The organism is Myxococcus dinghuensis (genome assembly GCF_024198235.1).
Classification (GTDB): Bacteria; Myxococcota; Myxococcia; order Myxococcales; family Myxococcaceae; genus Myxococcus; species Myxococcus dinghuensis.
On sequence record NZ_JAKCFB010000020.1, the window covers coordinates 64043 to 75773 of the forward strand.

The following is an 11731-nucleotide window of genomic DNA, read 5'->3' on the forward strand; positions in this document are numbered from 1 at the left end:
CGAGGACGGCAGGCTACTTCTTCTCCTGCGCGGGAGGCGTGGCCTTCGCCGCCTCGTAGTCGTGGATGCGCTTCACGAAGTCGTCCATCACGTCGTTCGGGATGGGGATGGACAGGTTGTACTGGGCGATCTTCCAGCCCGCGCCCTCCTTCACCAACACCCCGCTGCCCCGCGCGGGCCCCATGTTGGGCGTGTCGAGCGCCTCGTCGAACCAGGCCACCTTGCCGTCCTTCGACAGGAAGATGTGCCGGGAGACGGCCTTGAAGCTCCACGCCTTGCCCTTGGAGAAGTACGGCTTCGCCCACGCGCGGAACTCGTCGCGCGTCCACCGCTCCGTGGCATCCGTTCCCAGGTAGACGGCGTCCGGCGTGAAGTAGCCGAAGTAGCGCGCCTCGTCCGCGTCGGCGGCGGCCTTGTGCCAGTCATCCAGCACCGTGGTGATGGCGGCCTTCGCGTCGGTGGCGGGGGCCTTGGCCGGAGCGGCGGCGAGCACGAACAACAACAGGGAGACAGTGGACACGCGGAGCGACCTCGTCGAAAGGAGCGTTCGGGGTATGAAGCGACACGGCCCCCGCCGGGTCAAGCCGCCCGGCGGCGGACAGACGAAAGGTGTGACGCGCGTGGTCCTCGAGAGCTTCCAGGTGGGAACGGGCGATGTGCCCACGGTGCTGCTGCACGGCTTCCTCGGCACGGGGCGCAACCTGCGCTCGCTCGCGACGGCGTGGAGCGCCGCGGACCCGAGCCGCCGCTTCCTCCTCCCGGACCTCACCGGCCACGGCGCCTCCCCCATTCCCGCACCGGGCGCCGACCTCTTCACCGTCGCCCGCGACGTGGTGGACACCGCCCGCGCCCAGGGCTTCACCGGCGCGCTCGACTGGGTGGGCCACTCGCTCGGCGGACGCGTCTCGCTCGCCGCCAGCCTGCACGTCCCCGAGGCCGTCTCCCGCGTGGCGCTGCTGGACATCGCCCCCGGCCCCGTCCCCTACGACCTCTCCGAGAGCGGCATGGTGCTGGGCATCCTCCTCCAGGCCCCGGCGCGCGCGGAGAACCGCAAGGCGATGCGCGCCACCCTCACCGACAAGGGCCTGTCGGACGGGCTGGCGGACTGGCTGCTCATGAACCTGGTCAGCGACGACCAGGGCGTGCGCTGGCGCTTCGACCGGCAGGCGCTCGCGGACCTGCACTCGCGCGTCAACGGCACCGACCTGTGGGAGGCCGTGGAGCGCCCGGGACGGCCCCCCATGCGTTGCATCCGCGGCGGCCGCTCACGCTACGTGTCGGACGCGGACGTCGCGCGGCTGGAGGCCGCGGGCTGCCCCGTGGCCACGATTCCCGGCGCGGGCCACTTCGTCCACGTGGACGGCGCCCGGCAACTGCTGGAGTGGCTGCTCGCGGCCTGATGCCCACGCGTCAGATGCGCACGCCCATCAGGAAGCCGGGCCACATGCGCGTGCCAGAAGGTCCGCGCCCCGTCTTCCACTGCGGCAGCCAGGTGACGTCGTCGTCCGGGTCCTCCTCCGGCGGGTGGTAGGCGTTGAGCGACAGGCCCCCGAAGAGCGCGAAGCGCCGCTTCAGCTCCCAGCCCACGCTGGCGCGCAGCCGGTAGAGGTTGTTCTTCGTGCCGTCGCCGAAGAGCTGGGGCTGCCAGCTGCCCATGGCGAGGTCGACGTCCAGGTAGTAGCGGTCCGCCATGCCGAAGGGCAGGTGCACGCCCACGCCCAGCATCATGAACGTGCGCCAGGACTCCTTCCACGAGTCGCCGCCGATGCTCGCCGTGACGTGCACCGTCTGACTGCCGTACTTGACGCCCACGAACAGCGGCGTGACGTCGTCCGCGCCGATCTCGAACGCGATGCGGCCCTTGCGCACCAGGCTCAACAGGCCGATGGGCACCGACACGTCGTCCGCGATGTTGATGATGCCCAGCTGCACGCCGCGGACGTTGCCCGCGACGTTGATGAGGCCCACCTGCGCGCCGGACACGCTGCCCGCGAGGTTGAAGATGCCCATCTGCATGCCGGACAGCCGCTCCACCATGTTGACGCCACCGGCGAACTGGAGGCCGTGCATGCTCGCGTCGCTGCGGTTGCCCACGCCGCTGAGCTGCAGCCCCGAGAAGTCCCGCTCCGAGTAGTTGATGATGGCGGCCAGCTGCGCCCCCGTCGCGCCGCCGAAGGCCAGGTTGCCGCCGAGCGCGAGCTGCGCGCCCAGCACCTCGCCGCCCGCCACGTTGGCGATGCCGGCCACCTGTCCGCCCTCCATCGTCCCGTCCACCCAGCCGATGCCACCCGCCGCCCCCAGGCCGCGCAGTTGGAGCGAGCGCACCGCCAACCCGCCCAGCGCCACGTGGTTCAAGCCGCTGCCGCCCCACAACGCCGACGTGGACAGCGGCGGCAATAGCGACAGGTTGAAGGCCACGGTGGGCATGTCGGCCCGCGAGGAGGAGGACTCGCGCGGTGCCAGCGGCGCGTCCGTCACGGGCGCGCCACCGCGAGCGGCCGTGCGCGTGAGCGTCACCGGGACGAAGTCCCCCACGCGCAGCTCCGCCTCGCCGCGCGGAGTCACCGTCAGCTCCGCCTCGAAGCGCTGGGACGGGCGCTCCAGGATGACGCGGTAGCGCCCCGCCTCCAGCCCCAGCGACAGCCGCCGCCCCGCGGGCTTCTGCAGCTCCGCGACGAGCTGGTTGCCCCAGTCGCGCACGAAGAGGCGGCCCTGCACCTCCTCCGCCACCAGCATCCGCGCGGGCGTGCCGCGCAGGTCCGTCATCACCAGGTCGCCGCTGCCCGCGAGCTGGATGTCATAGGCCGCGTGCTGCGGACCACCCTGGGAGCGCTCCGTGCGCGCCAGCGTCTCGTGGAAGGCGAACTGGTAGGCCTCGTGCAGCGTGACGCGGCCGTCCCCCGTGGTGTCCGCCGCGCCGCGCAGGCCGGTGACGAGGAAGTGCGTGAAGAAGGACGCGCCGATGGTGTCCGACTCCTGCGCCACCTCGTCCGCGGAGCTGGAGGCGAGGTAGGCGTGCCCGCGCACCTGCGAGGACACGTCCGTGAGGAACGAGGGTCGCCGCAGGCCACCCTTGTAGCGGGTGAGCGCGCCGGAGCCACACGAGTCGAGGATGGCGATGCGCACGTCCACCGGCACCTGGCCCAAGAGCCGGCGCAGGTCGTCGTAGGAGAGGCGCTCGCCGCGCGGCAGCAGCCCGTCCGCGTCCGAGTGGCCCGAGTAGTACAGCACCAGCTCGCGGCGCAGCCCGGGCGTCACCGCGCCCTCCGCCATCACCTTGAGCCGCTCCAGCGCGGTGAGCAGCGCGTCGCGGTCCGCCTCCAGCAACAGCACGCGGTCCGCGGGCGCGACGCCGCCCAGGTCCTCCAGGACGCGGGACATGGCCAGCGCGTCCGAGCCCGCGTAGCGCAGCCGTTCGCGGCCGGGGCCACCCTCGCTGGAGCCGACGATGAGCGCGAAGCGCCGCAAGGTGGCCTCGGGCTCCTCGGGGCGCCGCGCCGCGCGGGAGTCCGGGCCCACGAGCACCAGACCCACCACGGCCAGCATCCCCAGGACGCGTCCCCATCCGCGCGCTGTGCTCCGTTTCATCATCCGCGTCCCACCCACTCCAGCCGCCGGTCCGGCACCCGGGGCATATCTCGGATGGCCGCCCCCTTGCGAGCCATCCGCCATCCCACCGCCGCTACGGCGTCCAGCGCGCCTTGCGGATGAGCCAGGAGCTGCCTCCCCGCCCGTCGCGCACCACCGCCCAGAAGGTGACCTCCTGTGCCACCGCTCCCTTCTCCGGCGGCTCCCACTCCGTGCGGTGGCGACCGGGCTGGCCGTTGAAGTCCGCGCTGCCCGTCTCCTCCGGCGTGAACTCCCCGAGCGTCGCGTGCCAGGTGATGGTCCACGCCTCCTTGAGCGACACGGCCTCCTTGCGAAGGCCGGGCACCACGTAGGACTCCTCCAGCGCGGAGACGTCGTTGGCCCGCACCACGAAGGTGCCCTTGCCCGTCAACGTGGGCAGCGCGCCGTCGTCCCACGCCGCGCCCTCCACCGTGAGGCCCTGGAGCACCGGCTGCTGGTTGGCCTCCATCCCCGGCACCGCCGGGCAACTGAAGACCATCCGCTTCATCGCGAAGATGGCCTCGCCCCCCGCGCGCACGTTCAGCACCAGCGGCATGCGCAGCCCGCCGTAACCTTGATACGGGTCCGCCTGACGGACCTTGTCGAGCAGCAGCGAGCCGTCGGGGAGCACCGTGGCGCCCGGGCGGATGGGCAGCGCCAGCTCGCCCGCCGTCGTGGTGCCCTCCGCCAGCAGCAGCCGCTGCGACGCGTCCTCGCAAATCGTGTCCTCGGGGTCCGCGCACGCCCACAACGCGTAGTCGAGGGAGCGCCCCTCGCCGGCCGGGTCCACCAGCAACGCGCGGAACGTCACCTGCTCGGTGAAGACCTCCAGCGCCTCCGCGGTGAACTCGCACGTCGGGGCCATCAGCTCCGGGCGCTCCACGGCCATGCCCAGCACGCGCAGGTCGTGCACGTTCGAGGCCTTGTCGTCCGGGTCGACGCAGGCGACGGCGCCCAGCGCGACGAGCAGCAAGCCTCCCAGCTCGAGTCGGATGTCCATGTCAGAAGCTGCCTTTCACGCCCAGCACGGGGAGGATGGGGATGCCCGGAATCTTCACGTCGTTGCGGTAGCGGTAGTCGTTGAAGATGAACTCGACGTTCTCCGCGTTGTAGATGTTCTGCACGTCCATGTAGAGCGCGAGGGTCCAGTTGTCGAAGCGCCAGCCCTTCTCCACGCGGACGTCGAGCTGGTGGAAGCTCGAGGTGCGCGCGGAGCGGAAGGGCCCGTACGTGGGCTGGTAGTTGTTCGTGTCCGAGTCGTAGATGTCGTGCGGATGCGTCAGCGGCGTCGTGGGACGGCCCGTGGTGAGCCGGAAGCGGCCGCCGACCTCCCAGCCGTTGCCCAGGATGTAGTTGGCCACCAGCGTGAGGATGTGCGTCTGGTCCCAGGGGCTCAGGCCGTACGTCTCCTCGTCCGAACCCGGCGGGCCGTCCTGGCCCAGGGGGTTGTCGCCGCGCGGCTTGGCGCCCGCGCGACCATCCTCGGCGTGGCTGAGCGTGTACGAGAGCCAGCCGGACCACTTGTCCGTGGCGGACGCGCGCTCCTTCTTCACCATCAGCTCGACGCCGTACGCCTTGCCGATGCCCATGTTGACGAAGCGGTCCTGGACGAAGCTCCCGTTGCTCGTCGGCCGCAGGTCGCCGGGGGACACCACGTTCTCGAACCGGCGGTTGAAGAAGCCGGTGACGTCCACGTTCCACGTCTCGCCCAGCCGCTGCTCCACGCCGAGGCTCGTCTGGAAGGCGCGCTGGTAGTCCAGCAGCGGGTTGCCGTACGGGGAGAAGATGAACTGGTACGTGTCCGCCGGCTGGCTGTAGAGGCCCAGCGAGCCCTTGATGGCGGTGCGCTCGCTCATCGTGTAGCGGAGCCACAGGCGGGGGTCGAGCAGCCAGTTGCGCGTGCCGTTCACGCGCTGGAAGTTGCCGCGCAAGCCCGGCGTGACGGTGAAGGCGCCGAACTTGAAGTCCGCCTCCGCGAAGAGCGCGCCGTCGAAGCCGTTGATGACGGGCTCCTCGTGGATGAGCTCCGAGACGGGGTCGTTGCCGGGGAACGGCACGTACTCGGTGCCGCCCGGGGCGGGGGCCTGCACGTCGACCTTCACGTGCTCGAAGTACACGTCCAGGCCGGTGCGCAGGGTGAGCAGCGACGACACGTCCAGCGTCATCACCTCGCGCGCGCCCAGCGAGGAGATGACGTCGTGCTCGATGTACTGGCCGAAGGAGATGTCGAAGTAGTCCAGGCCGACGTAGGGCGTGAAGACGGAGGTGAAGTCGCCCTTGCGGTACGTCCAGTCACCCTTCACGCGGTGGAAGCGGGTGCGCGTATCGAGCGAGATGTCCCGGTCCGTCTCCTCACCTCCGGTCACCAGCTTCAGCTTGTCGTCGCTGCCGAAGGCCATGATGTAGCCGGTGTTGCGCGCGGTGCCGGGCTCGGGCGTCGTGCCCCGCTTGGCGCCGAAGTCCACGCGCAACTGGTAGTCCCAGTAGACGGGGACGATGGACAGCGTCTCGCCCTCGTTCTTCGGGAGGACGGCGGGCAGGAGGGTGTCGATGTACGAGCGCCGCGCGGACGCCGCCACGCTGATGCCGTCGGTGACGGGCGCCTCGAGGAAGAAGCCCGCGTCGAGCAGGTCCACCTTGACGGAGCCATGCACCGTGTCCGCCGCGCCCTTGCGCGTCGTCACGTCCACCACGCCGCCCACCGCGCGGCCGTACTGGCTGCCGTAGCCGCCCGGGTAGAAGTCGAGCGAGTCGATGAACTCCGCGTTCACCACCGACGGGCCACCGAGCAGGTGGAAGAGGTTGGGGATGCGCACCCCGTCCATCAACGTGGCCGTCTGGCCCGGGTTGGAGCCGCGCACCAGCAGGTCGCCGGAGATGAACGGCGCGCGCGCCACGCCGGGCAGCGCCTGGAGCACGCGGATGGGGTCGCCGAAGGTGCCCGGCGTCTTCTGCGCCTCCTCGCGCGTCACCGTGCGGCGGACGACCTCCTTCTTGGGCCGCGCGGAGCGCACGACCGTCTCGAAGGGGCTGCCGGCGGGCGCCAGGTAGAAGTTCACCTCCGTCGTCTCGTTGGCCTTCAGCGTCTCCTTCGTCTGGTAGAGCTGGAAGCCGGAGGCGATGACGCGCACGGCGCACTCGCCCGGGGGCACCTCGAGGGTGAAGCGGCCGTCCGCGTCGGACAGGGCCTCGGCGGCGTCCGCCTCGTCGCCGCAGCGCACGGTGGCGCCCGGCACGCGCGAGCGGCTGCCTCGGGAGATGAGCGTGCCGGTGAGCGTGGCCTTGGGGGCCTCGGCCTCGGCGGCGGCGGTCCCCTCCGCGGGGGGCGGGGCCTCGAGGGTGAAGTGGTAGACGTACTCCACCTGCACCGGCGCGGGCACGCCGTCCACCTCCGCGGGCGAGAAGCGGAACTGGCGCACGGCGGCGATGGCGGCCTCGTCGAAGCCGTGGCCCACCGCTTCCGTGGGCTGCACGTCGGAGACGGCGCCGTCCTCGGCGATGGTGATGATGAGGCGCACGGACGCGGTGAGCCCTTCCTTCAAGGCCTCCGGCGGGTACTGGGCCTCCACGGGCTGCACGAGCTGTGGGGGCCTGGTGATGGTCGGCTGGGCCGCGGCGGGTGGCGCGTCGGCCTGGGGGGCCTGGGCGAGCACCGGGGCCGCCACCAGCAGCGAGGCGGCGGCGAGCGCCGCGCGGGCATTCACGTTCGAGGACATGGAAGGGTCAGACCAAGGGGTGGGAAATCAGGACGTGCTCCCGCCAGCAATGGGGCGGAGTGGGGACGTGGTGGAGGCCCGGCGGACATGACGAGCCGTGGAGTGGTTGGGTGCCCGAACGGGAGCGAAACTTCAATCGAGCAAGAACGTATAGGCGTACTTCATCGTGGTGGACACGGCCTCGCCTCCCTTGATGGCGGGCTTGAAGCGGAAGCGCCTGATGGCGTCGCGCGCCGCCTCGTCGAGGCCATGGCCCGGGCCGGAGAGCACCTTCACGTCGACCACGCGCCCCTCCGGGTCGATGGTGATGGACATCGAAACCGTGCCCTCGATGCCGGCGCGGCGGGCCTCCTCCGGGTACGGAATCTTCACCTCGCTGGCGAGCTGCGGCTCGCTGTCCACCTGGTAGATGGGCGTGTACTTCGGCGCGCTGTAGGCCTTCACCTCCTGCGGCGCCTTGGCGCGGTCCGCGGTGCGGCCGTACAGGGTGTTGCCCACCGGCGCGGCGAAGGAGCCTCCGCTCGTCGTGGAGGACATGGACATGCCCACCACGAGCGGCGCGGGCTTCGCGGCCGGAGGCGGCGTCTCGTTCGGAGGCGGAGGGGCCTCCGTCGGCGGCGGAGGCGGCCGGGGCGCCTCGGCCACCTTCACCGGCGGGGGCCGCACGCGCAGCTTGGGCGGCGGAGGCGGCGCGGGCTTGGGCGCCTCCTTCACCTCGGGAGGCGGGGGCGGCGGGGGCGGCTTCTGCACCTCCACCATCACCAGCTCCACGGGGCGCTGCGGGGCGGGGCGCTCCGGCGGCCGCGTGTGCAGCACCACCAGCGCCATCCCGTGCAGCGCGAAGGAGCCGAACACGAACCCCAGCAGGAGTCCGTTGCCGCTCCGGCGGGGCACCAGCCCCGCGACATTGTCGAGCACCGTCACGCTCATGGCCGTCCCGTCAGCCCCGCGGCGCCGCGGGGGCCGCGTCCTTCTCGATGTTGAGCGCGAACTTCGCGATGCCCTGGCCCTTCACGGTGTCGATGAGCCGCATCACCTGGCCGTACGCGATGGTCTGGTCGGCGCTGATGATGGCGCGGGTGTCCTTGTCCTTGGCCACCGCCTCCGCCACCTTCCTCGACAGGTCCGCCTCGCTGACCTCCGTGCCGTCGAAGTACAGCTTGCCTTCCTTGTCGAGCACCACGTTGACCAGGCCCTGCACCGTCTCGCCGCCGTTGGCCGCGCGGGGCAGGTCCACCTCCACCGTCTCGCGGACGATGAAGTTGGCGGTCACCATGAAGATGATGAGCAGCACCAGCACGATGTCCACCAGCGGCGTGACGTTGATGCCGGTGATTTCCTCGTCGTTGTCCTGCGCGCTCCCGGCCATGACTAGCGGACCTCCGCGCGCAGCGTGCCCACCAGCGCGTGTCCCAGCGCGTTGGCGCGGCTGGTGAGCGTCTTGAGCTGGCGGTTGAAGATGTTGAAGGCCACCACCGCGGGAATCGCCACCGCGAGGCCCACGGCCGTGGCGACGAGCGCCTCGGAGATGCCGGCCATGACCGTCTGCTGGATGGCCGCGCCCTTGGCGCCCATCGAGCCCAGGTCGTGGAAGGCCTTGATGATGCCGAGCACCGTGCCGAACAGGCCGATGAACGGCGCGTTGTTGCCCAGCGTGCCCAGGAACGACAGGAAGCGCTCGTACTGGGGCCGCTCGCGCGCCATGGTGGAGGCAATCACCTGCTCCACGGTGTCGGCGCCTTGCTCGGAGGAGGCCAGGCCCTCGCGGATGATGGCGGCCTCCATGCCGCGCTTGCCCTGGATGGCCACGCGCACCGCCTCCAGCTCGCCGCGCGCCAGCCGCACCGCGAGCAGCTCCGAGTCCGGCAGCCGGTTGCGCATGAAGTACACCGTGCGCTCCAACATGATGCCGATGGAGAGGACGGACAGGCACACCAGGATCCACAAGACCCACTCGGCGGAAGTCAGGGTGACGCCGAGCAGCTTGCTGCTGAGCCACCCCAGGTTCTCGGCGGGAACCTGGGCAAGGACCGCGATGGACGACATGGTGTTGTTCCCCTCTGGAAATGCGTTGGCGGCAAGGGAACACCGCCCCCCGGGAAATGTGTCACCCGGAGGATCTGCTTCGCGCCCGGTCCCTGTGCGGCCATGTGGGCTTCACTCGGGGTAGGGACCGCGAGGGCGTCCTCGACGGGCATGGAGCCGGGGGCGAGAATGAGCGCCATGCAAGGAAAGACGGTGGTTGTCACCGGTGCCTCCATGGGCATCGGCGAGGAGCTGGCGGTGGCGCTCGCGGCGCGGGGCGCGAACCTGGTGCTGGCCGCGCGCGGTGAGGACGCGCTCCAGCGGGTGAAGCAGCGGTGCGAGGCCGCGGGTGGCAAGGCGGTGGCGGTGGCCACCGACGTGGGTGACCCGGAGTCCTGCCGGCGCATGGTGGCGCGCGCGGTGGAGGCGTTCGGCGGCGTCGACGTGCTCGTCAACAACGCGGGCGTGTCCATGGACGCGCGCTTCGAGGACATCACCGACCTGGGCCTCTTCGAGCGGCTGATGCGCATCAACTACCTGGGCTCGGTGTACTGCACGCACCACGCGCTGCCGCACCTCAAGGCCCGGCGCGGGCTGCTGGTGGCCATCTCCTCCCTCACGGGCAAGACGGGCGTGCCCACGCGCACCGGCTACGCGGCGAGCAAGCACGCGATGCACGGCTTCTTCGACTCGCTGCGCGTGGAGCTGATGGGCACCGGCGTCGACGTGACGGTGGTGTGCCCCGGCTTCGTCGCCACCAACGTGCGCGCCAACGCCCTGGGCAGCGACGGCAAGCCGCTCCAGCAGAGCAAGCACGACGAGTCCCAGGGCACCAACATGGACGTGGGCACCTGCGTGGCCATCATCCTGCGCGCCATGGAAGCGCGGGAGCGCGAGGTGGTGATGACCACCAAGGGCAAGGTGGGCCAGGTGCTCAAGCTCTTCGCCCCCCGCCTGCTCGACCGAATCACGCACAAGACGATTCAGGCCCGGCAGCGCTGAGGCCCGTGCCGCGCCCCATGCGGGCAAGCCGCCGAGCCCCCGTGGACCCGCGGATTCGACAGCCGATGACGCAACGTGTCACAATGGGGCGAGGAGGCACTCATGATGGCTTCGGAAGCGTCAGAAGGCCCTGGGTCCGAACCGGAGTCCGCGCGGCTGGAGTCCCCCTCGGCGGACTCCACCGCCGTCCCGGCGCGGGTGAAGTCACCGGGGGGTGGCGTGGACTTCGCGCTCGGGGTGCTCAACGGCGTGCTGGGGGACTCGCTGCACCGGCGGAGGAACACGCTGGCCATCCCCATGGGGTTCCACCTGGAGGGCCAGCAAGTGGTCGTGGAGCGCGAAGCCCTGCGGGCCGCGTATCCCCAGTCCACCGGGCGGCTGGCGGTCTGGGTCCATGGCCTGGCGGTCACCGAGGCCATCTGGGCGTTCCCCACCGAGCCGCTGGTGAACTACGGCGCCCTGCTGAAGCGTGACGCGGGCATCACCCCGCTGTACCTGCGCTACAACACCGGCCTGCACATCTCCGACAACGGCGAGCAGCTGGCCCATCTGCTCGAGCAGCTCGTCACGGAGTTCCCCGTCCCCGTCACCGAGCTGGTGCTCTTCGGCTACAGCATGGGCGGGCTGGTGCTGCGCGGTGCCTGTCACGTGGCGCAGGAGCGCGGCTTCTCGTGGCTGTCGCACGTGCGCCGCTCGTTCTCCATCGGCGTGCCGCACCTGGGGAGCCCGCTGGAGCGGGTGGGCAACGTCATCGCCCAGGTGCTCCGCGTCCTGCCGAGTCCGTATGCGCAGCTCATCGCGGACGTCGCCGACCTGCGCAGCGACGGCATCAAGGACCTGGGCTCCGGCCGGTGGCGCAGGCAGGACTGGGCGGCGCCACGCGACACGGGGGTGCCTCCACCCGCGCCACACCCGCCCGGCATCGTCCACCACCTCATCGTCGGGGCGCTCGGACAGGAGGAGAGCCACGCGCTGTCCGCCTTCCTCGGCGACGGCGTCGTGCCCCTGTCGAGCGCCGCGGGCCGCGCGCGACACGTGGACGCCGAGCCGCTGTTCCCCCAGGAGAACGTCAGCGTCGTCACCGGCATCGACCACGTGTCGCTCGCCCACCACCTGGATGTCTACGCGCGCATCCGCGCCTGCTTCGAGACGGAGGCCGCATGAGTCGCTGGCGAGGCTTGAAGGACCTGGTGCAGGAGGCCGTCCACGAGGGCACCCGCGCCGTGGAGCGCATCCACCTGGACACGTCCGCGTGGCCCTTCGACATCCTGGAGCGCATCCCCGTCATCCAGGCGCCGGTGCGGACCGTGCGCGCCGTGCATGACCTGTCCGTGTCCACCTCGTACAGCCTGGTCCGCTGGGTCAACCGCGCCGTCGGC

10 protein-coding genes are annotated in these 11731 nt (G+C 71.2%); 3 read left to right on the top strand and 7 right to left on the bottom strand.

The window, feature by feature from the left end:
- Positions 1 to 13: 13 nt before the first annotated feature.
- On the bottom strand, positions 14 to 520 hold the full coding sequence (locus tag LZ198_RS24820; RefSeq protein ID WP_253974518.1) for a nuclear transport factor 2 family protein: 507 nt from the start codon (positions 518 to 520) through the stop codon (positions 14 to 16).
- A gap of 100 nt (positions 521 to 620) precedes the next feature.
- On the opposite strand from LZ198_RS24820, the gene LZ198_RS24825 reads away from it, so the two are divergent.
- Positions 621 to 1400 (top strand): alpha/beta fold hydrolase, encoded by a 780-nt coding sequence (locus LZ198_RS24825; protein WP_253974604.1) that lies wholly within the window; start codon positions 621 to 623, stop codon positions 1398 to 1400.
- A gap of 10 nt (positions 1401 to 1410) precedes the next feature.
- Here LZ198_RS24825 and LZ198_RS24830 read toward each other — a convergent pair whose 3' ends face one another.
- The 6 genes from LZ198_RS24830 to LZ198_RS24855 form a co-directional block, all read right to left on the bottom strand.
- Complete coding sequence (locus LZ198_RS24830; RefSeq protein WP_253974519.1) at positions 1411 to 3591, bottom strand: caspase family protein; 2181 nt, start codon at positions 3589 to 3591, stop codon at positions 1411 to 1413.
- Between the two features lie 91 nt (positions 3592 to 3682).
- Entirely contained in the window at positions 3683 to 4609 is a 927-nt protein-coding gene (locus LZ198_RS24835) for a hypothetical protein (protein ID WP_253974520.1), read from the bottom strand.
- 1 nt (position 4610) lies between these two features.
- Positions 4611 to 7325, bottom strand: a complete 2715-nt coding sequence (locus LZ198_RS24840; RefSeq protein WP_253974521.1) for a TonB-dependent receptor — start codon at positions 7323 to 7325, stop codon at positions 4611 to 4613.
- A 132-nt stretch (positions 7326 to 7457) separates the two neighbouring features.
- On the bottom strand, positions 7458 to 8255 hold the full coding sequence (locus tag LZ198_RS24845; protein ID WP_253974522.1) for an energy transducer TonB: 798 nt from the start codon (positions 8253 to 8255) through the stop codon (positions 7458 to 7460).
- A gap of 10 nt (positions 8256 to 8265) precedes the next feature.
- Positions 8266 to 8694 (bottom strand): ExbD/TolR family protein, encoded by a 429-nt coding sequence (locus LZ198_RS24850; RefSeq protein WP_253974523.1) that lies wholly within the window; start codon positions 8692 to 8694, stop codon positions 8266 to 8268.
- Between the two features lie 2 nt (positions 8695 to 8696).
- Positions 8697 to 9371 (bottom strand): MotA/TolQ/ExbB proton channel family protein, encoded by a 675-nt coding sequence (locus tag LZ198_RS24855; protein ID WP_253974524.1) that lies wholly within the window; start codon positions 9369 to 9371, stop codon positions 8697 to 8699.
- Positions 9372 to 9539: 168 nt separating this feature from the next.
- Between LZ198_RS24855 and LZ198_RS24860 the strand changes: the two genes are divergently transcribed.
- The gene (locus tag LZ198_RS24860) at positions 9540 to 10352 is read left to right on the top strand and encodes an SDR family oxidoreductase (protein ID WP_253974525.1); all 813 of its coding nucleotides are present in this window, start codon (positions 9540 to 9542) and stop codon (positions 10350 to 10352) included.
- A 102-nt stretch (positions 10353 to 10454) separates the two neighbouring features.
- The gene (locus LZ198_RS24865) at positions 10455 to 11516 is read left to right on the top strand and encodes an esterase/lipase family protein (protein ID WP_253974526.1); all 1062 of its coding nucleotides are present in this window, start codon (positions 10455 to 10457) and stop codon (positions 11514 to 11516) included.
- Positions 11517 to 11731: the final 215 nt, after the last annotated feature.

Coding starts and splice junctions, on each gene's coding strand:
- LZ198_RS24845 (WP_253974522.1), bottom strand. CDS start 8,255: ATGAGCGTGACGGTGCTCGACAATGTCGCGGGGCTGGTGCCCCGCCGG.
- LZ198_RS24830 (WP_253974519.1), bottom strand. CDS start 3,591: ATGATGAAACGGAGCACAGCGCGCGGATGGGGACGCGTCCTGGGGATG.
- LZ198_RS24855 (WP_253974524.1), bottom strand. CDS start 9,371: ATGTCGTCCATCGCGGTCCTTGCCCAGGTTCCCGCCGAGAACCTGGGG.
- LZ198_RS24840 (WP_253974521.1), bottom strand. CDS start 7,325: ATGTCCTCGAACGTGAATGCCCGCGCGGCGCTCGCCGCCGCCTCGCTG.
- LZ198_RS24865 (WP_253974526.1), top strand. CDS start 10,455: ATGATGGCTTCGGAAGCGTCAGAAGGCCCTGGGTCCGAACCGGAGTCC.
- LZ198_RS24835 (WP_253974520.1), bottom strand. CDS start 4,609: ATGGACATCCGACTCGAGCTGGGAGGCTTGCTGCTCGTCGCGCTGGGC.
- LZ198_RS24860 (WP_253974525.1), top strand. CDS start 9,540: ATGAGCGCCATGCAAGGAAAGACGGTGGTTGTCACCGGTGCCTCCATG.
- LZ198_RS24850 (WP_253974523.1), bottom strand. CDS start 8,694: ATGGCCGGGAGCGCGCAGGACAACGACGAGGAAATCACCGGCATCAAC.